Below are 19755 nucleotides of genomic sequence, written 5' to 3' on the forward strand. Positions count from 1 at the left end.
TGGACGGGGCGGATTCCTGGTGAAAGATTATTTCATGCTGACTCTCCCGGTGAAATAATATTTCAGGCATCAAAGGGTTGAAGCATCAAGGCTTCGAGGTCTGGCTGCTACGCGGCGCCACGCCCGAGGGTTCGAGCCAGGGTGCGCCCGCCACCTCGGGCCTGGCTTCCACCAGCGCCACCTGGGCATTCGTGGTTTCGCGGATCGTGCGTACGATGTCGAGCATGGTCTTCTCGGCGTACTTGTCGGGCGTGCCGAACACGTAGCCGGTGGCGCGGCGCGGCCATTCGAGCCAGCCGCCTTCCTTCTTGGTGAAGCCGGCGTACATGTCGAGGTGGTAGCCGCCCTTGTAGGGGAAGAGGCAGGCGACGATGTTCATGTCCTGGCTGCCGCGCACGTCGGGCGTGGCCTTGGCGGTCCAGCTCGCGCCTTCGCAGCTGGGGCCGCGCGCGGGGATGGTGCCCGGCGGCGCGCCAGCGGGATCGGCCAGCTTGAAGCGGCCGGGCTGGTCCTGCACCTCGGCGCTGTCGGGCACCGGCGTGGCCAGGGTGGCGTTGCTGATGTTGCGGCTGATGCCTTCGCTGGCGGCGCGCGTGACCATGGTGCCGGCTGCGTCGGTCCTGATGTCGAAGACGCGAATGTATTCGACCGCCGTGTCGCGCGAGGCGAACATGTTACCGCTGCCGGTGCTGCAGCCTGCGAGCGCGGCGGCGACTGCCACGGCCATCATCGAAGCTTTCATGACTTACCTCTCTTGTCCGTTGGAGATGGAATCGTTCTCGCGGAAGAAGCGGCCTCGAGCGTCAAGCGGGGGCGTCAAATCTTCCGTCGGTATGGAACGATTCTCCGGGGCGGATGAAGGGGAAGGATGAGAAAGCTCAAGTGTGCGCGTGCGTGTCGCGGTGGCGTGTTTGATGGAAGGGTGGTAGACGGGAGTCCGGGCGCGGAGCGGAGAATGCGCCGTTTTTCATGTGGTGAGACAGCGTGGACTCAGGAGTCCACCCTACGAAACCCGCCTTGGTAGGGTGGACATTCGTGGTGCTGGCATTTAGCCAGCCCCACTGTCCACGCTGTCTCATAGCCAAATAAACGGCGAAATCACATCACGCGCCGGAACGTCGAGCGCACCACATCACGGTCGCCGCAATCGAAATGCCACCATTCGGTACGAATCCCCACGAACCCGGCCCCGAACATGGCGTCGCGTAGCAGCCGGCGGTTCGCCACCTGCTGCTCGCTCAATTTGCCCGCAGCGAGAAACCCTTCCTCCAGCGCCGGATGCGACAAATCCGTCATGTCGTCGAAGCCCGTGCCCATGTCGAGCTCGCGGCCCTGCGGGTCGAGGATGGTGATGTCGAGCGCCATGCCATACGAGTGGATCGAGCCGCGCGCCGGGTCGGCCAGGTACATCTGCAGGCCGGTGCCGGCCAGCGCGTCCCACAGCTGCTGCTGCACGCGCTGCGGGCGCAGGGCGTCGAGCACCAGGGCCGTGTGGCCGGGCGCGTGTTCGGCCAGCCAGGCCACGGCCCGCTCCAGCGCCGCGGCGGCGTCGCGGTGCAGCCAGGCGCAGTCGTAGGGCGAATACAAGTCGCGGCCGACGAAGTTGTTGGCGCTGGCGTAGCGCAGGTCGACCCCGATACCCGCAATCGACGACAGGTGCCGGAATTCAGGGCTGGCGGCGATGTCTTCGCTGGCAAGCATTGCGCCGGGAACGAGACTCATGCACTTCCCCGTGCGAGACAGGCGCGCGCGGTGGCGGCGATGCAGTTGGCCAGTTCGCGCGCGCCGTGCGACAGCGGGGCGTGGCTGGCCGAGAGCAGATACATCTGCACCGGCATTGCCGGCGCCCACTGGCGGCGCTGCACCTTGCCGGGCGCGGCCGAGGCCGCCGTGAACGGGTCCAGCACGGCGGTGCCGGCGCCGGCTTCGACCAGCGAACGCGCGATCTGGTAGGTCTGGACCACGGTGCGGAAAATCGGCTGCACGCCCTGGGCCTCGCAGGCGGCCACCACGATTTCGCCGAGCGGGTCGTTGTCGGCCAGGCCGATCAGTTCTCCCGTGAGGCCTTCGGCGCCGATCGGCTGGGTGCATTCGGCCTCGGTCCAGGTGCCGGCTGGCGCCATCACGGTCAGCATGCCTTGCGCGATGGGTTCGGCGACGATGCCGGGGTGGCGCGGGTCCTGCAGCGACAGGGCGAGATCGGCTTCGCCCAGGCGCAGGGCGTTCACGATTTCGCTGGTGTGGTGGGTGGCCAGTTCGCAGCGGGTCTCGGCGAAGTCGCGGCGCCACAGGGTCATGGCCTCGGGCAGCACGCCGATGGCGAGCGTGGGCGTGGACACCAGGCGCACGGTCTCGAGCGCGCGGCCCTTCAGGCTGGCGGCGAGGCGGCGGATGCCTTGCAGGTCGCGGTTCAGCTTTTCGGTTTCGGCGAACAGGCGGTGCGCTTCCGGCTTCGGATACAGCTTGCCGCGCACGCGCTCGAACAGCGGCATGCCCAGCTGCAGTTCGGCGTGCTGCAGCACTTTTGTCACCGCCGGCTGGGAGATGTGGAGAACCTGGGCGGCACCGCTGATGGTGCCGACCTGCATGATGGCGTGGAAAACTTCGATGTGGCGCAGGCGCATTGCTCAATCCTTCAGTGGAACGCCCGCGCCAGGCGCGGGTCGGTCGAAGGATACAGGTTAAAAGTGGGCACGGCGATGCTTACTGTTGGGTTGGTGCAACTGGCTGCACGGGTTGCACGGGCTGCACGGGTTGCACAGGCTGAACCGGCTGCACAGGCGGCACCGCCGGCGCCGGCGGCACGGCCTGGACCGGCGGCACGCCCGGCACCGGGACCGGCGTTCCCGGCACGGCAGGCGAAGTGGGCAACTGCGGCAGCTGCGGCGCAGGCGGCACCGGCGGCAGCGGTGCATTCGCCGGCGTGGTCAGCACTTCCAGCATGGCCGCGGTTTGCGCATCCGGTTCGCCGGCAATGTTCGACGGACGGTATTTCATCTGGAAGGCGCCAATCACGGTGCGGGTCTGCTGGTCCAGCACGCCGGTCTGGGCCAGCGCGAAGCCATGGGCGGCGAGTTTCTTCTGGAACCAGGCGGCGTCCGGCACCTGGATATCGAACACCTGGCGCACGGCGGCCACGCGGTTCGCATCCGGCCACACCACCAGGCCGGCCTGGGCCAGCTGATGCCACGGGAACAGCGGGCCCGGGTCCTGCTTGCGCAGCGGCGCGATGTCGCTGTGGCCGAGCACGTTTTCCGGCGCAATCTTGTGGCGCGCGATGATGTCCTTGATCAGCGGCACCAGCACGTCGATCTGCGACTGCGGGAAGGGCGCGAACACGCGGCCCTGCGGCGTGTCCTTCCAGCCGGCGTTCACGATCTCGATGCCGATCGAGCTGCTGTTCAGCTGGGTGTAGCCCTTCCAGCTCGAGATGCCCGCATGGTAGGCGGCGCGGGTCTCGTCGACCAGGCCGTAGATCGTCGGCTGCGGATCGTCGGTGACGAGGTAGTGGGCGCTGACCTGCTGCTGGGTCAGGATCTTGATCGAGGCCGGCTTGTCGGCCACGGTGTAGTGCAGCACCAGGAAGCGCACGCGGCTGGCCTGGCCGGTGGCGCTCAGGCTTTTGTCGATGCGCGGGCCGGGGGTGGTACAACCGGCCAGCAGGGCAATCATGAAGGCAGCAAGGATTTTTTTCATTGGTAGCGTGAATAGTGAATGATCAGGAAGCGGCGGCGGCCAAACGGGCGGCAGCATGGTGGGCGCGCGTGGTGCTATGCGTCAGGATAGTGCCGGGCGGCAGACTGGCGCGCATGCTTGCCGCGATTGCCGGGTGCAGCCCGGCGGCGCGCCCGCCCAGCGCCACCGGACGCGGCCCGAAACGCGCGAGCAGGGCCTGCGCCAGGCGCGCCAGTTCGCGGCCAGCGTCTTCCAGGATGCGCAGCGCCGCCGGGTCCTGTTCGGCGCTGGCGGCAACGGCCAGCGCCAGCTTGCCCACGGTCCCGCGGTCCTGGCCATAGATGAACTGGCGCGAAAACGCCCAGTCCGCGCCGCCGACGTGGGCGAACACGGCATGCGCCATGGGCGAAGCTTCCCAGCGGCCCGGGCATTCGTCCTCGTTGCGCCAGATGTGGCGCAGGGCTTCGCGCGCGATCCAGAAGCCGCCGCCGCCATCGTCGAGCACCACGCCGCGTCCGCCGGCGCGGTGGAAGGCGCCGCCGGCGTCGATGAAGGCGCCGATCGAGCCGGTGCCTGCATACACCAGGTAGCCTTCGCCGGGTGCGAAGCTGGCGCGGTAGGCGATGTCGATGTCGTTGCAGAGGGTAATGGCGTCGGGGGCGATGCCGAGCAGGCCGGCGAGCCACTGCTGGAGTTGCCCGCCGTCGCCGCCGAAGCCGGTGAGGCCGGCATGCACCTGCTGCGGCTGCGCCACGTTCAGCACCTGCCGCGCCAGTTCGACGAAGGTGGCGTGCACGGCATTGCGGCCATCGTTGCTGGCCATTTGCAGGGCCGACAGGCCGGCGACGGCGCCTTCGGACAGCAGCGTGCCGTCGGCCGTGCACAGGGCCCAGCGGGTTTGGGTGCCGCCGGCATCGATACCGAGGCCAATGGAGTGATGAGTCGACATAAGACGAGAACGTTGATTCGTAGGGTGGGCGCCCTGTGCCCACGCGTGACGTCCGAATTGTGTTAGCGTGAAGCAGGCCAACAATGTGCACAGTTCACGCGTGGGCACGGGGCGCCCACCCTACGTTCGCACATGTTGCAGTTATTGCTTGCTCCACACGCGGATACGGTCGCTCTCGTTCCCGAGACGATCGACGGCGCTCACGAACACGGCATCCGCCGCCCCCAGGCGCCCATCGTCATTCAGCGTCCAGTCCACTTTCGAGGCCGGCACCACGTGGAACTTCCATTCGTTGCCGTGGCGCTCCCACACCGTGTACAGCGCGTTCGCCTTGCCGGCGGTGAACTTCAGGGCCATGCCGCGGGCCAGGCGCGTCGCCTTTACCGTCGGCAGGCCGGGCTTGGTGCTGCCCAGCCAGGGCGTGGCCGGCACCAGCGCCGGGCCCGCATACGACTGGGTGCGCAATTGGTCGGCGATGCCCTTGCGGTTCTGCATCAGCGCAACCATGCTGAAGTGCACGTGGCCGCCGGCCTGCGGGCGCGAACGGGTGACGCTGATCTGGTCCAGGATCTCCTGCGGCTGGTAATCCTTGGTCGGCGCGCCGATCCGGCTGGTGAACAGGCCCGGCCAGATGTGGCGGCCCATGGTGTTCTGGCCGATCCAGTAATCGAGCAGCACGTCATACGACTGCGCCTTCTGCGAACGGGCCCAGTACAGCTGCGGCGTGAAGTAATCGAGCCAGCCTTTCTGCAGCCAGAGTTCGGCATCGGCATACAGCTTGTCGTACTGCGAGAAGCCGGCAATGCCCGGCGGGCGGCGGTCGGGGCGGCCGAGACCGAACGGGCTGATGCCGAAGCGCACCCAGCTCTTTTCGCGGTGGATGCCCTTGTACATGTCCTCGATCAGGTGGTCGACGTTCTGGCGGCGCCAGGATGCGCGGTCGAGCCTGCCGCCGCCGGCCAGGTAGCGTTCCCAGGCCGGCGTGTCCGGGAAGTCGAGCTCGGCCTTGGTGGCGGGCTTGCCGTCCAGCGCCGCCTGGTTGCCGGCCACGGCCGGGGTCGCTTCGATCGGGTAAGGGTAGAAGTAATCGTCGAGGTGCACGCCGTCGATGTCGTAGCGGCGCACCACGTCGAGGATCACGTCCAGGGTCTGCTTCGATGCCGACTCCTCGCCCGGGTCCATCCACATGAACTTGCCGTAGCGCTTCACCGCAGCCGGATTGGTGCGCGTGATGTGGTTGCTGGCCGCCGGCGAACGGGCGCCGTCGTGGCGGGCGCGGTAGGGGTTGAACCAGGCGTGCAGCTCCAGGCCGCGCGCGTGCGCTTCGGTGACCCAGAACTTCAGCGGGTCGTACCAGGGCTGGGGCGGCTTGCCCTGCGCGCCGGTCAGGTATTCCGACCACGGTTCGATGGTCGAGGCGTAGATGGCGTCGGCCGACGGGCGTACCTGCAGCACGATGGCATTCATGTTCATCAGCTTGGCGCGGTCGAGGATGGCAATCGCCTCGGCCTGCTGCTGGGCCGCGCTCAGGTTCTGCTTGCTCGGCCAGTCGATGTTGGCCACCGTCGACACCCAGGCGGCGCGGAATTCGCGCGGCGCGGCCGGCGGCGTATCGCTGCTGCCGATGATGCTGCCGTCCGGCAGCGTGGCGTGTTGGGTGGTCGGCGTCGAGCAGGCGCCCAGGAAGCCGCCCATGGCCAATGCGCCCACCATGCCGGCCAGCGTCAACGCGCGTCGTTTCTTATCAGCTTGCACTACCAGTCCCCTTTATTCTTTCCAGTGTTTCGAGTTCTATACTTTGACAAACCACTTCCGGCGCCACATGAACCAGGCCACCGCGAACATGCAGGCATTGAACAGCAACGCATGCAGCAGCGAGCTGTTCACGGCCCCGATCGGCAAGTCGCGCAGCGGCGCATACAGCGCCCGGCCGAGCGACACCGCGCCGCCATCGGCCGCCGTCAGCTTGATGAAGCCGAGCATCTTGGCCAGCAGGCCGGACAAGGCGAAAATGAACAGCGCATTCATGCCGTAGATCTTGAACGGCCTGGCCCAGCGCGCCGCCGCCTCGCGCAGCGCGCGGTAGGGGTTGGCGTCGAGCAGCCAGAAGAAGGCGCAGAATAGTAACAAAGCCCAGCCCGTCATCAGGAAACAGTAGGACGGTGTCCACAGGCTTTTATTGATCGGCATGAGGATGGCGTCGAGCACCACGCCCAGCCACACGAACAACAGGCCGGCCAGCAGCATCCAGACGATCTGCTCGGTGCGGTCCAGTTTCGTCAGCAGGAAGCGCCCGGCCAGCACGCCGAACAGCTGGCTGCACAGGGCGGGCAGGGTGCTGAACAAGCCTTCCGGGTCCCAGGTTTTCGATTGCACCCACATGTGGCCGTCGAGCAGCATGCGGTCGAGGTACGCGCCGAAGTCCTGGCCCGGTTCCAGCACGCCGGCGCCGATGCCGGGCACGGGATAGAACAGCATCAGCGCGCTGTACAGGGTGAGCAGGAAAGCGATGATGGCCAGCTGCATGCGCCAGCCGCAATACACCACGATGGGCGCGGCCAGCAGGGTGCACAGGGCGATGCGCTGCAGCACGCCGGGGATGCGCACGGTGGCGAGGTCGAAGCGGGGAATGAAATTGAGCAGGAAGCCGATCAGGAAGATCAGGCAGGCGCGCCTGGCGAGTTTCAGCAGCAGTTGCGGCCTGTCGGCGCCAGCGGCGGCCAGGCGGCCCAGCGACAGGGCCATGGCCATGCCGCCGATGAACAGGAAGAAGGGGAAGATGGTGTCGGTGAAGGTCCAGCCGTGCCACTTGGCGTGGGCCAGCTGGGAATACAGGTTACCCCAGTCGCCGGGATTGTTCACCAGCACCATGGCGGCGATGGTGAAGCCGCGGAAGGCGTCGAGCGCATCGAGTCGATTGGGGGCGTCGCGCATTGGCGGCGGGGTCTCCATGTATTGTGATGGTTCGATTTGCGGACGTGCGTTGAACGCGTGGAGTCATTCAGGCTGGGGGCCTGAATGACGACCCATCCACCCTACTTTTTGCCGAACTCGGGATCGATCTTTACCAGCGCCGCCATGATGAAGGCCGGGATCGTGGCCAGGCAGGTCCAGATGAAGAAGTTCTTGTAGCCCAGGAATTCCTGCAGGGCGCCGCTCCACATGCCCGGCACCATCATGCCCAGCGCCATGAAGCCGGTGCAGATGGCGTAGTGCGCCGTCTTGTGCTCGCCCTCGGCCACCATGATCATGTACAGCATCATGGCCGTGAAGCCGAAGCCGTAGCCGAATTGCTCCACGGCCAGGAAGGCCGAGATCAGGTAGAAGTTGGTCGGCTGCGCCTGCGACAGGTACACGAACACCAGGTCGGGCAGGTGCACCGCGAACACCATCAGCCACAGGCAGCGCTTCAGGCCCAGGCGCGAGATGAGGTAGCCGCCGGCCAGCCCGCCGATGGTCAGGAAGATGATGCCGATGGTGCCGTAGGCGATGCCGTACTCGGCCGTCGTCAAGCCCAGGCCGCCCTGTTCGATCGGGTCTTTCAGGAAAGGCGCCACGAGTTTCAGCAGCTGCGACTCGCCCAGGCGGAAGGTCAAGATAAAACCGAGGATCAGCCAGATGTCGCGCTTGCCGAAGAAGGCGCCAAAGGTGCCGAAGAATTCGCGCAGCGGGTTTTCGCCGCGCGCCACGGCGTGGTCTTCCTTCGGGCGCGGCAGCAGCATCTGGTGCCAGGCAAAGGCCAGCGCAAAGAAGCCGGCCAGGATGAACAGCACGATCGACCAGGCCTGGTGCGCATCGCCCAGCGACACCGCCAGGTAGCCGGCCAGTACCACCAGCGGGCCTTGCCCGGCCAGCGTCGCCAGGCGATAGAAGGTGCTGCGCACGCCAACAAACGCGGCCTGGTCCTTCTGGCGCAGGCCCAGCATGTAGAAGCCGTCGGCGGAAATGTCGTGGGTCGCGGAACTGAAGGCCATCAGCCACATCACGGCCAGGCTGACGCTGAAGAACGCCGGCAGGTGCAACACCGCGCCCACTGCCACCAGCGAGGCGGCAATCACCAGTTGCAGGCATACCGTCCAGCCGCGCTTGGTGCCGAACATGTCGACCACGGGCGACCACAGCGGCTTGATGACCCAGGGCAGGTAGAGCAGGCTGGTGTAGAAGGCGATGTCGGTGTTCGAGATCCCCATGTCCTTGTACATGATGACCGACAGATACATTGCCACCACGTAGGGAATGGCCTGGGCAAAATACAGCGAGGGCACCCACAGCCACGGACTTTTCGCTTGCGAAGTTTGCATAACTCTTTCGTGATCGGGTGAAGAGAACCGCTGTGCCCGGCAACGGTCGCGCCGGCCTGCTCTTACCCGGCCAGGGCTTGCCGCACGCTGCCGCGCGCCGTTTCCAACAAGGCGCGTGCTTCCTCGACACCAGTTTGTTTGGACAAGGCCACGATGGCGGTCTTGACGTGGAAATCGCACTGTTCCAGCACGGCGCGCGCGGCCTCTTCATCGGCGCCGGTGGCGAACGAGGTCAGGCGGATGGCGCGGCGTACCAGCTTGGCGTTGGTAGCCTTCAAGTCTACCATCAGGTTCCCGTAAACCTTGTTCAAACGCACCATCAAGGCACTCGAAAAACTGTTCAGGGCAATCTTTTGCGAGGTGCCGGCTTTCAGGCGCGTGCTGCCCGAAATGATCTCGGCGCCGGTGTCGAGGGTGATGCCGATCTCGGCCTCGAGGGCAACCGGCGCATCGGTGTTGTTGGCAAAGCCGATCGTCAGCGCCCCGGCCGCACGCGCGGCGCGCAGGGCGCCCAGCACATAGGGCGTGGCGCCGGAGGCGGCGATCAGGAGCACGACGTCGTCCGCCATCACCTCCACCGACTGCAAATCGGCCGCGCCCTGGACGATATCGTCTTCGGCGCCTTCGACCGCCACGAACATGGCATCGCTGCCGCCGGCCAGCAGGGCCACGGCGCGGCCATGCGGCCAGGAAAAGGTGGGATACAGTTCCACGCTGTCGAGCAGGCCCAGGCGGCCCGAGGTGCCGGCGCCCACATAGATCAGGCGTCCGCCCGCTTCCATGCGCGGCACGGCGGCGGTGACGGCGGCGGCCAGGCGCGGCGCAGCGGCGCGCACCGCGTTCACCGCGTTCAGCTGGTCATCGACCAGCGCATTCACCAGCTCCGTGGTCGGATACTGGTCGAGCTGGGCATGGTCCAGGGCGGGTGTTTCGGTCTTGAGCATGGTCGCGGCCGTTTGGCGGGATTGTCGATAAAACCAGTGTAATACCAATTACGGACGCCTTCCCATGAAAGGAAAGGCCGTCATCATTCCGAAAAGTTATGCGGCCATCAATTGGGCGCGCGCCGCAGTTCGGCCACGAAATCGTAGTAATCGCTGCGGCAATACGAATGGGTCAGCTCGACCGCGACGCCCGATTCCAGGTAGCCGACGCGGGTAATGAACAGCACCGCCTGTCCCTCCGGCACGCCCAGGCGCTCGGCCAGTTCCTTCGGCGCGTTCATGGCGCGGATATGCTGCAAGGCGCGCACCGGCACCTGGCCGCCGCGCTCGAGGTGGGCGTACAGCGAGTGCGACACGTCCTGCGGCTGCGGCAACACCGAGGCCGGGATCACGCTGGTTTCGTAGGCCATCACCACCTCGTCGGCCAGGCGCAGGCGCTCCAGGCGCGCCACGCGGGCGCCCGGCGACAGGCCCAGGGCCAATTGTTCGTCGGCGTCGGCGGCCACCACCTCGCGTTTCAGCCAGTGCGAGTTCGGCGTGTAGCCGCGCTGCTGCAATTGCTCGGAAAAACTCGACAGGTTCGACAGCGGCTGCTCGATGCGCGGCGCGATATAGTTGCCCGAGCCGCGGCGGCGCACCACCAGGCCCTGCTCGACCAATTGGTCGATGGCCTTGCGCGCGGTGACCCGCGACACATCGAGCGTTTCCGACAGGGTGCGCTCGGAAGGCAGGGCCTGGTCGGCCTGGTAGCGGCCCTCGCGCACGTCCTGCATCAGCTTGCGCGCCAGCTGCATGTACAGGGGAGAATTGTCGTTCAGGTCGATCCTGAAGTCGTTGAAAGACTGGTTCATGCGTTCAAGTGTAAGCCAGCGCTGCGCTCACAGCGGCGATTTTGTCGAGTTGTGCGCAAGCGCCATAGCGAAAACGTATGATGCAGCCACGGCATTTCATTGGCGAGCGGGGCAATCGCTGCCTATGCTCGAACCACTACTTGGAAAGGACAGGCATGAACCAGGGCAGGCGAACGGTATTGGGAATGGCCTTGTTGGGCGCGCTCGAACCCGTGTGGGCGGCAGCGCCGGGCGCCGGCTCATCGCATGCGGCATTGGACCGGGCGCTGGCGGCCATCGCCGCCGACTCGGCCTGCGAGCTGGCCAGCCTGTCGGTGCTGGCGATCCGCGACGGGCAGGTGGGGTACGAAGGCGCCTTTGGCCGACGCAGGATCGGTAATGGCGCTACGGCGGACCTGCCGGCAACATCAAGCACCCTGTACCGCATCGCCTCGGTCTCGAAGCTGATGACCACGCTCGGCCTGATGCGGCTGATGGAAGCGGGCAAGTTCGAGCTCGATGCCGACGTGTCCGCCTACCTCGGCTTCACGCTGCGCAATCCGCACTTCCCGGAACGCGCCATCACCCTGCGCCACCTGCTGACCCACACTTCCTCGCTGCGCGACGAGGCCGGCTATTCCTTCCCGGCCGGCACCTCGCTGCGCAGCGTCCTGGTGCCCGGCGCAAGCGCCACGTATGCAAAGGAAGCCGGCCCCGGCGACTGGTTCACCTATTGCAACCTCGGCTGGGGCCTCATCGGCACCATGATGGAGCGCGCCACGGGCGAACGTTTTGATCGCCTGATGCGGCGCCTGCTGCTCGATCCGCTGGGCCTGGACGCCGGCTACAACCCAGCCGAGCTGCCGCCGGCGGCGCTGGCCAACCTTGCCACCCTCTACCGCAAGCGCACAATCGATACCGAAGTGTGGAATGCGGACGGCCCCTGGATCGCCCAGGCCGACGATGTGCGTCCGCCGGCGCCGCCGCCCGGCCTCGACCGCTACGTGATCGGCGAAAACGCCACGCCCTTCAGCCCGACCGGCGGCCTGCGCATCTCGGCGCGCGGCCTGGGCGTGGTCATGCGCATGCTGATGGACGGCGGCATCCACGAGGGCAAGCGCATCCTGCAAGCCGCGACCCTGGAACGCATGTTCGCGCGCCAATGGACGGCGAACGGCAGCAATGGCGACAGCATGAACGGCTTCTTCAACGCCTGGGGCCTGGGCAATGCCCAGTTCCCGGACCAGCCGGGCATGCGCCTGGTGGAAGGCTTTGATGCCGTCGGCCACCTGGGCGACGCCTACGGCCTGCGCTCGGTGTTCGCGTTCGACCGCAAGCGCCGCAATGGCCTGGTGGTGCTGGTGGGCGGCACCTCAAGCGACCCGGGCACACGCAAGGGACGCTACTCGGCACTCGCCAGCTTCGAGGAAAACATTCTTACGAGCATGTTTCAGCATGCCATCGCCAGCTGAGACAGGGGGCGCATGCATCTTGCATGGGATGCATGACTGCCGGTTATGGCGTGGCTTGTCACTTTCATTGGCTTGGAACCGGGCCGAGCGCCTAAGCTCTTCCCTTATGTCAGCAAATAAAAGTGTGGCGGGATGCAACAAGTAATTGTCATCGGCGGCGGTGTCGTCGGCCTGACCTCGGCCTGGTGGCTGCTCGAGGCCGGCTACAAGGTGACCCTGGTCGACCGCGCGTCCGACGTGGCGAGCGGCGCCAGCCATGGCAATGGCGGCCAGCTGAGCTACCGCTACGTGTCGCCGCTGGCGGACGCCGGCGTGCCGCTGAAGGCCATTGGGTGGCTGTTCCAGGAACACGGCCCGCTGCGCTTCAAGCCTGAGGCCGACCTGCGCCAATGGACCTGGCTGGCCAGCTTCCTCGGCCAGTGCACGGCCGCCGCGAACCGCCGCACCACCGCCAAGCTGCTGGAACTGGGCGAACTGTCGCGCACCGGCATGCAGCAGCTCGGCGCCATCATTTCCCCCGACGAATTCGACTGGCGCGATGCCGGCAAACTGGTGGTGTACCGCTCCTCGAAGATCTTCGAGCAGGCCGCCGGCAAGGCCACCGCCGGCGAGATCTGGACGGGCGCCGAATGCGCCGCGCGCGAACCCTCGCTGGCGGCGGCGCGCAGCCTGCTGGCCGGCGGCATCTACAACGCCGGCGAAGCGGTGGCCGACTGCTACGCCTTTTGCGTGGCCCTGGCCGAACGCGTGCGCAGGCATCCGCGCTTCGGCGGCTTCGTCCATGCCGAGGTGCGCGGCCTGGCCGTTGCCGGCGGACGCGTGAGCGGCCTGGACACCAGCATCGGTGCGCTCGGCGCCGACGCCTATGTGCTGGCGGCCGGCATCCAGAGCCGCGCGCTGGCCGAATACGCCGGCATCAGGCTACCCCTGTATCCGCTCAAGGGCTACAGCCTGACCGCGCCGATCCGCCCCACCGATACCGGCCCCCAGATCAGCGTGACCGATTTCGAGCGCAAGGTGCTGTACGCGCGCATCGGCAACAAGCTGCGCGTGGCGGCGATGGTCGACATGGTGGGCGAAGACCTGACGCTGGACCCGAAACGCGTGGGCAGCCTGACGCGCCAGGTGCAAGAAACCATGCCGCATGCGGCCGACTACAGCCAGGTGACTGCCTGGGCCGGCCTGCGCCCGGCCACGCCGAACAGCGCACCCATCGTCGGCGCCACGCCGTTGTCGAACCTGTGGCTGAACGTGGGCCATGGTCCGCTCGGCTTCACCTTTGCGGCCGGCACTGCCCAGTTATTGAGCAGCCTGATGCAGGGGAAGGCGCCGCCGTTCGCGCTGGAGATGCTGGCGCTGCGGCGCTGATTTTCCTCGGCTGCTCGGCAGTACAATGTCCGGATCGCCAAGCGGACCGCCCATGACCGAACCCGTTTTCTTTGCTACCCCCGCCGCATTTCGCGGCTGGCTGGAAGTGCACGCCGCTACAGCGAGCGAATTGCTGGTCGGCTTCCACAAGGTCGGCAGCGGACAACCCAGCATGTCCTGGTCGGAGTCGGTCGACGAGGCGCTGTGCTTCGGCTGGATCGACGGCCGGCGCCGGCGCTTCGACGACACGGCCTATTCGATCCGATTCACGCCGCGCAGGGCCGGCTCGATCTGGAGCGCGGTAAACATCGCCAAGATGGACGCATTGCGTGCCGCCGGACGCATGCGGCCCGAAGGCGAGCGCGCCTTTGCGCTGCGTACCGAAGCGAAATCCGGCATCTATTCGCACGAGCAGGCACAGGCGGCCGAACTGGCCGAATCCGAACTGCAGGCATTCCGGCGCGACGCCACTGCCTGGGCCTATTTTGAGAAGCTGCCGCCGGGCTACCGCAAGACCGTTCTGCACTGGATTACCACGGCGAAGAAGCCGGAAACCCGGGCGGCGCGCCTCGCGAAGCTGGTACAGGCCTGCGCCGCCGGCGTGCGCCTGCCCTGAAGCTGCCCAGCGGTACGCCAGGATATCGGGCCAGGCATGTGCTGCCGCACCAACATTTGTTTGGGCCATAAACATTTGTTTATAGGGCAAACATTTGTTTGTCCGGTCATCGGCCGCGCAGCCACGCCGAGTGCGCCGCTCCATGGAAATCGCGGATAATCCGCGCATGCCTACTTCGAAAAAATCGCCTGGAACCTGCCCCTGCGGCGGTCCAACGCTTGCCGCCTGCTGCGGCCCCTACATCGCCGGCGACGCCTTGCCGCCTACTGCCGAAGCCCTGATGCGCTCGCGCTATACCGCCTACACCCAGCGCAACGAGGATTACCTGCGCGCCACCTGGCACCCGAGTACCCGGCCGCAGGACGCCATTCTCGATAAAGACGAGCACCTGCGCTGGCTCGGCCTGGAGATAAAATCTGCTTTACGTTTACGTCAACGTAAAGCAGAATTGCCGGATCATCCAGATAGCAGTCCAGATAGCGACACGGTCGAATTCGTCGCCCGCTTCAAGGTGGGTGGCCGCGCACACCGGCTGCATGAAACCAGCCGCTTCCTGCGCGAGCCCGACCCGGCCATCGGCGGCACGCCGCGCTGGTTCTACCTGGACGGCACCTTTCCCGAATAATTAAGAGAGACGGCAATGCCCCATATCGAGAGCAAACTCAACCCGCGCGGTGATGACTTCAAGGCGAATGCCGCCGCCATGCAAACCATCGTCGACGACCTGCGCGCCAAGGTGGCGGCGATTGCCGAAGGCGGCGGCGAAGCGGCGCGCGCCAAGCATGTCGCGCGTGGCAAACTGCTGCCGCGCGACCGCGTGCAGATGCTGCTCGACCCGGGCACGCCCTTCCTCGAGTTTTCCCAGCTGGCCGCCTACGAGATGTACGACGGCGCGGCGCCAGCGGCCGGCATCATCACCGGCATCGGCCGCGTCGCCGGCCAGGAAGTCGTGATCGTCTGTAACGACGCCACCGTCAAGGGCGGCACCTACTACCCGATGACGGTGAAAAAACACCTGCGCGCCCAGGAGATCGCCGAGCAAAACCAGCTGCCGTGCATCTATCTGGTCGATTCGGGCGGCGCCAATTTGCCGAACCAGGACGACGTCTTCCCCGACCGCGACCACTTCGGCCGCATTTTTTATAACCAGGCGAATTTGTCCGCCAAGGGCATCCCGCAGATCGCGGTCGTAATGGGTTCCTGCACTGCCGGCGGCGCCTACGTGCCGGCCATGAGCGACGAATCCATCATCGTCAAGGAACAGGGCACCATCTTCCTGGGCGGCCCGCCGCTGGTGAAGGCAGCCACCGGCGAAGTGGTGAGCGCCGAAGACCTGGGCGGCGGCGACGTCCACACCCGCTTGTCAGGCGTGGTCGACCACCTGGCGCAGAACGACTTGCACGCGCTGTCGCTGGCGCGCACCATCGTCTCGAACCTGAACCGGGTGAAACCGGTACAGGGCGCGACGCGTGAAGTGGTGGAACCGAAGTACGCGTCACAAGAACTGTACGGCGTGATTCCCGTGGACACCCGCAAGCCCTTCGACGTGCGCGAAGTGATCGCGCGGGTAGTCGACGGCAGCGAATTCGACGAATTCAAGGCGCGCTACGGCACCACCCTGGTCTGCGGCTTCGCCCACATCTACGGGGTAAAAGTCGGCATCATCGCGAATAACGGCATTTTGTTCTCGGAGTCGGCGCTGAAGGGCACCCACTTCATCGAACTGTGCTGCCAGCGCAAGATTCCGCTGGTGTTCCTGCAAAACATCACCGGCTTCATGGTCGGCCGCAAGTACGAAAACGAAGGCATCGCGCGCAACGGCGCCAAGATGGTGACGGCTGTCGCTACCGCCTCGGTGCCGAAGTTCACGGTCATCATCGGCGGCAGTTTTGGGGCCGGTAACTACGGCATGTGCGGCCGCGCCTTCTCGCCGCGCTTCCTGTGGATGTGGCCGAACGCGCGCATTTCCGTAATGGGCGGCGACCAGGCGGCGTCGGTGCTGGCGACCGTCAAGCGCGACGGCATCGAAGCCAAGGGCGGCCAGTGGTCGGCGGAAGAAGAGGCCACGTTCAAGCAGCCGATCAAGGAGCAGTACGAGCACCAGGGCCACCCGTATTACGCGTCGGCGCGCCTGTGGGACGACGGCGTGATCGATCCGGCCGATACGCGGATGGTGTTGGGTTTAGGTTTGTCGGCTGCGCTGAACGCGCCGATCGAAGAAACGAAGTTCGGCGTCTTCCGCATGTAAGGAATGGATATGGAATATCAGACTCTCAGCATTGCCATCGCCGACAAGGTCGCCACCGTCACCCTGAACCGCCCCGAGCTGCGCAACGCCTTCAACGAGCAAGCGATTGCCGAACTGGCGCTCGCTTTCGATGAACTCGGCCGCAACGAACTGGTGCGCGCCATCGTGCTGGCCGCGAACGGCCCGGCCTTCTGCGCCGGCGCGGACCTGAACTGGATGAAGAAGATGGCCGGCTACTCGCACAGCGAGAACGAGCTTGATGCCGCGCGCCTGGCCGACATGCTGCGCACGATCTACCTGTGCCCGAAGCCGACCGTGGCCAAGGTCCAGGGCGACTGCTACGCCGGCGGCATGGGCCTGGTTGCGGCCTGCGACATCGTGGTGGCCGCCGAAGGAGTAAACTTCTGCCTGTCCGAAGTGAAGCTGGGCCTGATCCCGGCGACGATTTCTCCCTACGTCATCAAGGCGATGGGCGAGCAGGCCGCGCGCCGCTACTTCATCACCGCCGAGCGTTTCGACGCCGCCGCGGCCGCGCGCATGGGCTTTGCCCACGAAGTCGTGACGATGGAGGCGCTGGACACGACCGTGGCCGGCATCGTCAAGTCGCTGGTCTCGAACAGCCCGCACGCCGTGGTGGAAGCGAAGAAGCTGGTGCGCGAGGTCGTCGGCAAGCCGGCCGACGAGGCGATGGTGCTCGATACCGCGCAGCGCATTGCGGCCATCCGCGCTTCGGACGAGGGACGCGAAGGCGTTTCTTCCTTCCTGGAGAAGCGCAAGCCGTCATGGCTGAACTAAAGAAGTATTGGATTCATTTTGAAGCATCAAACATCGTCCGACTGGATCGCACGCAGCCTGCGCAGCGTGTGGCACCCCTGCACGCAAATGCAGCACCACGAGGAAGTGCCGCTGATCGCGGTCAGCCACGGCAAGGGTCCGTGGTTGTACGACCACGAGGGTAAACGCTACCTGGACGGCATCAGCTCCTGGTGGGTGAATTTGTTCGGGCACGCGAACCCGCGCATCAACGCGGCATTGAAAGACCAGCTCGACAAGCTCGAGCACGCGATGCTGGCAGGCTTCACCCACGAGCCGGTGATCGAACTGTCGGAACAACTGGCCGCCCTCACCGGCCACGCGCTGGGACACGCCTTCTACGCCTCCGACGGCGCCTCGGCGGTCGAGATCGCGATGAAGATGAGTTTTCATACCTGGCGCAATGCCGGTTATCCGGCCAAGCAGGAATTCGTCTGCCTGCAGGGCAGCTACCACGGCGAGACCATCGGCGCCCTGTCCGTGACCGACGTGCCGCTGTTCAAGGACGCCTACGGCCCGCTGCTGCGCGCTTCGCACGTGGTGGCCTCGCCCGATGCGCGCAATGCGACTGAGGGTGAATCGAGCCAGGACGTGGCGCGCCGCGCGCTGAAGGACGTCGAACAACTCTTCGAGGAACGCGGCGACAAGATCGCCGCCATCATCGTCGAGCCGCTGGTGCAATGCGCCACCGGCATGGCGATGTACGACCCGCTCTACCTGGAACTGCTGCGCGAGCTGTGCGACCGCCACCACGTGCACCTGATCGCCGACGAGATCGCGGTCGGCTGCGGGCGTACCGGCACCTTCTTCGCCTGCGAACAGGCGGCGATCTGGCCGGACTTCCTGTGCCTGTCGAAAGGCATCAGCGGCGGCTACCTGCCGCTGTCGCTGGTGCTGTGCACCGACGAAATTTATCAAGCCTTCTACAGCGAAGACATCACGCGCGGCTTCCTGCACTCGCACTCGTACACCGGCAACGCGCTGGCCTGCCGCGCCGCGCTGGCGACGCTGCAGATCTTCCAGGAAGACGACGTCTTGAACCGCAACCGCGAGCTGGCAACCAGGCTGACCGTGGCGCTGGCACCGCTGGCCGAGCACGAGCGCGTGCGCCACTTCCGCCAGCGCGGCATGATCTTCGCGTTCGACGCCATCGAGCCGGATGCCGCGCGCGCCTCGACCTTCTCGCGCCGCTTCTTCACCGAGGCCACCGAAAAAGAATTGCTGCTGCGCCCGATCGGCCGCACCGTCTACATGATGCCGCCATATGTCTTGAGCGACGAGGACATCGAGCTCCTTGCGATCCGCACGCAGAGCGTGTTCGAGTCGGTGATCGGGTCGTGAACATGGACCTGATCGACAAGGTCCAGGGCAAGCTGGCGGCGCTGGAAGCGCAGAGCCTGACGCGCCGGCGCCGCATTGCGGAATCCGCCTGCGCGCCGCAGCAGCTTGTCGATGGCCGCGCCATGCTGGCATTTTGCAGCAACGACTACCTGGGCCTGGCCGCGCATCCGCGCGTGGTCGAGGCCCTGGGCGAAGGCGCGAGCCTGTACGGCGCCGGCAGCGGCGCCTCGCACCTGATCAGCGGGCATAGCCGCGCGCATGCGCTGCTGGAAGAGCGCCTTGCCGCCTTCGTGGCGCCGAACCTGGTCGATGCACGTGCCCTGTATTTCAGCACGGGCTACATGGCCAATCTCGCCGTGCTCACCGCGCTCGGCGCGGAACCGGATGCGATGATCTTCTCGGAAGCGCTGAACCACGCCTCGCTGATCGACGGCGCCCGTTTGGCGCGCGCCAATGTGAGCGTTTATCCGCACGGCGACGTGGCCGCGCTGGCGGCCCAGCTGGAAGCGAGCAGCGCATGCACGAAGATCGTCGTCACCGACAGCGTCTTCAGCATGGATGGCGACCTGGCGCCGCTGCCCGCACTGCTGGCCCTGTGCGAACGGCATGGCGCCTGGCTGGTGGTGGACGATGCCCACGGCTTCGGCGCACTCGGCGCACACGGCCGCGGCGCATTGGAACACTTTGCGCTGCGTTCGCCGAACCTGGTCTATGTCGGCACGCTGGGCAAGGCGGCCGGTGTGTCGGGCGCCTTCATTGCCGCGCATGCGAGCGTGATCGAACTGATGATCCAGCGCGCGCGGCCCTACATCTACACCACGGCCTCGCCGCCGGCCATCGCGCATGCACTGCTCACCAGCCTCGACATCATCGAAGGCGAGGAGGGCGCAAGCCTGCGTGCCCACCTGGCCGCACTGATCGCGCAGCTGGACGACGAACTCAGGCTGACGCGCTGGCAGCGCCCGGTCTCGCACACGGCGATCCAGCCGATCGTCATCGGCGCGAATGACGAAGCATTGCGCGTGGCGGCCAGCCTGCATGCGCAGGGCCTGTGGGTGCCGGCGATCCGCCCGCCCACCGTGCCCGCGAACACGGCGCGCCTGCGCATCACGCTGTCGGCTGCCCATACCCCCGAACAGGTCACGCAACTGGCGCAGGCCATCAACCAACTGGAGGCCCTGTGAGCCGCAACCTGAAC

Annotated in this window: 17 protein-coding genes and 1 pseudogene; 8 read left to right on the plus strand and 10 right to left on the minus strand. The window is 66.2% G+C overall.

Going from position 1 to position 19755, the window contains the following annotated elements; genetic code table 11:
• Window positions 1–85 precede the first annotated feature (85 nt).
• From ACWYRN_RS08230 to ACWYRN_RS08275, 10 genes and pseudogenes are all read right to left on the minus strand, one after another.
• Window positions 86–742: a hypothetical protein gene (locus ACWYRN_RS08230; RefSeq protein ID WP_488691950.1), complete on the minus strand. Its 657-nt coding sequence runs from the start codon at window positions 740–742 to the stop codon at window positions 86–88.
• 356 nt (window positions 743–1098) lie between these two features.
• Window positions 1099–1722: a M15 family metallopeptidase gene (locus ACWYRN_RS08235; RefSeq protein ID WP_488691951.1), complete on the minus strand. Its 624-nt coding sequence runs from the start codon at window positions 1720–1722 to the stop codon at window positions 1099–1101.
• Entirely contained in the window at window positions 1719–2624 is a 906-nt protein-coding gene (locus tag ACWYRN_RS08240) for a LysR family transcriptional regulator (RefSeq protein WP_488691952.1), read from the minus strand. The genes ACWYRN_RS08235 and ACWYRN_RS08240 overlap by 4 nt, the downstream gene beginning before the upstream one ends.
• A gap of 301 nt (window positions 2625–2925) precedes the next feature.
• Window positions 2926–3696, minus strand: a pseudogene (locus ACWYRN_RS08245) (N-acetylmuramoyl-L-alanine amidase); the annotation flags it as partial.
• Window positions 3697–3718: 22 nt separating this feature from the next.
• Window positions 3719–4624 carry an N-acetylglucosamine kinase gene (locus ACWYRN_RS08250; RefSeq protein ID WP_488691953.1) on the minus strand — a complete coding sequence of 302 codons (906 nt, stop codon included), beginning with the start codon at window positions 4622–4624 and terminating at the stop codon, window positions 3719–3721.
• 141 nt (window positions 4625–4765) lie between these two features.
• On the minus strand, window positions 4766–6379 hold the full coding sequence (locus ACWYRN_RS08255) for a glycoside hydrolase family 10-like protein (protein WP_488691954.1): 1614 nt from the start codon (window positions 6377–6379) through the stop codon (window positions 4766–4768).
• Between the two features lie 36 nt (window positions 6380–6415).
• Entirely contained in the window at window positions 6416–7558 is a 1143-nt protein-coding gene (locus ACWYRN_RS08260) for an acyltransferase family protein (protein ID WP_488691955.1), read from the minus strand.
• Between the two features lie 101 nt (window positions 7559–7659).
• Window positions 7660–8925, minus strand: a complete 1266-nt coding sequence (locus tag ACWYRN_RS08265) for an MFS transporter (protein WP_488691956.1) — start codon at window positions 8923–8925, stop codon at window positions 7660–7662.
• Window positions 8926–8987: 62 nt separating this feature from the next.
• Window positions 8988–9869, minus strand: a complete 882-nt coding sequence (locus ACWYRN_RS08270) for an N-acetylmuramic acid 6-phosphate etherase (RefSeq protein ID WP_488691957.1) — start codon at window positions 9867–9869, stop codon at window positions 8988–8990.
• 107 nt (window positions 9870–9976) lie between these two features.
• A complete protein-coding gene (locus ACWYRN_RS08275) occupies window positions 9977–10720 on the minus strand; it encodes a GntR family transcriptional regulator (protein ID WP_488691958.1) in 744 nt (247 codons plus the stop codon).
• Between the two features lie 155 nt (window positions 10721–10875).
• On the opposite strand from ACWYRN_RS08275, the gene ACWYRN_RS08280 reads away from it, so the two are divergent.
• From ACWYRN_RS08280 to bioF, 8 genes are all read left to right on the plus strand, one after another.
• Window positions 10876–12171, plus strand: a complete 1296-nt coding sequence (locus tag ACWYRN_RS08280) for a serine hydrolase domain-containing protein (protein ID WP_488691959.1) — start codon at window positions 10876–10878, stop codon at window positions 12169–12171.
• Window positions 12172–12303: 132 nt separating this feature from the next.
• The gene (locus tag ACWYRN_RS08285) at window positions 12304–13539 is read left to right on the plus strand and encodes a D-amino acid dehydrogenase (RefSeq protein ID WP_488691960.1); all 1236 of its coding nucleotides are present in this window, start codon (window positions 12304–12306) and stop codon (window positions 13537–13539) included.
• A 52-nt stretch (window positions 13540–13591) separates the two neighbouring features.
• Window positions 13592–14155, plus strand: a complete 564-nt coding sequence (locus ACWYRN_RS08290) for a YdeI/OmpD-associated family protein (protein WP_488691961.1) — start codon at window positions 13592–13594, stop codon at window positions 14153–14155.
• Window positions 14156–14297: 142 nt separating this feature from the next.
• A complete protein-coding gene (locus tag ACWYRN_RS08295) occupies window positions 14298–14780 on the plus strand; it encodes a YchJ family protein (protein ID WP_488691962.1) in 483 nt (160 codons plus the stop codon).
• A 15-nt stretch (window positions 14781–14795) separates the two neighbouring features.
• Complete coding sequence (locus ACWYRN_RS08300; protein ID WP_488691963.1) at window positions 14796–16403, plus strand: carboxyl transferase domain-containing protein; 1608 nt, start codon at window positions 14796–14798, stop codon at window positions 16401–16403.
• A gap of 9 nt (window positions 16404–16412) precedes the next feature.
• Complete coding sequence (locus ACWYRN_RS08305; RefSeq protein ID WP_488691964.1) at window positions 16413–17198, plus strand: enoyl-CoA hydratase/isomerase family protein; 786 nt, start codon at window positions 16413–16415, stop codon at window positions 17196–17198.
• 18 nt (window positions 17199–17216) lie between these two features.
• Window positions 17217–18557 (plus strand): adenosylmethionine--8-amino-7-oxononanoate transaminase, encoded by a 1341-nt coding sequence (gene bioA, locus ACWYRN_RS08310; RefSeq protein WP_488691965.1) that lies wholly within the window; start codon window positions 17217–17219, stop codon window positions 18555–18557.
• Between the two features lie 2 nt (window positions 18558–18559).
• On the plus strand, window positions 18560–19741 hold the full coding sequence (gene bioF / locus ACWYRN_RS08315; RefSeq protein WP_488692789.1) for an 8-amino-7-oxononanoate synthase: 1182 nt from the start codon (window positions 18560–18562) through the stop codon (window positions 19739–19741).
• The last annotated feature ends 14 nt before the right edge of the window (window positions 19742–19755 follow it).

It is taken from the genome of Massilia sp. BAP21 (assembly GCF_057801335.1).

Coding starts and splice junctions, on each gene's coding strand:
- ACWYRN_RS08235 (WP_488691951.1), bottom strand. CDS start 1,722: ATGAGTCTCGTTCCCGGCGCAATGCTTGCCAGCGAAGACATCGCCGCC.
- ACWYRN_RS08295 (WP_488691962.1), top strand. CDS start 14,298: ATGGAAATCGCGGATAATCCGCGCATGCCTACTTCGAAAAAATCGCCT.
- ACWYRN_RS08305 (WP_488691964.1), top strand. CDS start 16,413: ATGGAATATCAGACTCTCAGCATTGCCATCGCCGACAAGGTCGCCACC.
- ACWYRN_RS08240 (WP_488691952.1), bottom strand. CDS start 2,624: ATGCGCCTGCGCCACATCGAAGTTTTCCACGCCATCATGCAGGTCGGC.
- ACWYRN_RS08260 (WP_488691955.1), bottom strand. CDS start 7,558: ATGCGCGACGCCCCCAATCGACTCGATGCGCTCGACGCCTTCCGCGGC.
- ACWYRN_RS08275 (WP_488691958.1), bottom strand. CDS start 10,720: ATGAACCAGTCTTTCAACGACTTCAGGATCGACCTGAACGACAATTCT.
- ACWYRN_RS08250 (WP_488691953.1), bottom strand. CDS start 4,624: ATGTCGACTCATCACTCCATTGGCCTCGGTATCGATGCCGGCGGCACC.
- ACWYRN_RS08300 (WP_488691963.1), top strand. CDS start 14,796: ATGCCCCATATCGAGAGCAAACTCAACCCGCGCGGTGATGACTTCAAG.
- ACWYRN_RS08270 (WP_488691957.1), bottom strand. CDS start 9,869: ATGCTCAAGACCGAAACACCCGCCCTGGACCATGCCCAGCTCGACCAG.
- ACWYRN_RS08290 (WP_488691961.1), top strand. CDS start 13,592: ATGACCGAACCCGTTTTCTTTGCTACCCCCGCCGCATTTCGCGGCTGG.
- ACWYRN_RS08285 (WP_488691960.1), top strand. CDS start 12,304: ATGCAACAAGTAATTGTCATCGGCGGCGGTGTCGTCGGCCTGACCTCG.
- ACWYRN_RS08280 (WP_488691959.1), top strand. CDS start 10,876: ATGAACCAGGGCAGGCGAACGGTATTGGGAATGGCCTTGTTGGGCGCG.
- bioF (WP_488692789.1), top strand. CDS start 18,560: ATGGACCTGATCGACAAGGTCCAGGGCAAGCTGGCGGCGCTGGAAGCG.
- ACWYRN_RS08230 (WP_488691950.1), bottom strand. CDS start 742: ATGAAAGCTTCGATGATGGCCGTGGCAGTCGCCGCCGCGCTCGCAGGC.
- ACWYRN_RS08265 (WP_488691956.1), bottom strand. CDS start 8,925: ATGCAAACTTCGCAAGCGAAAAGTCCGTGGCTGTGGGTGCCCTCGCTG.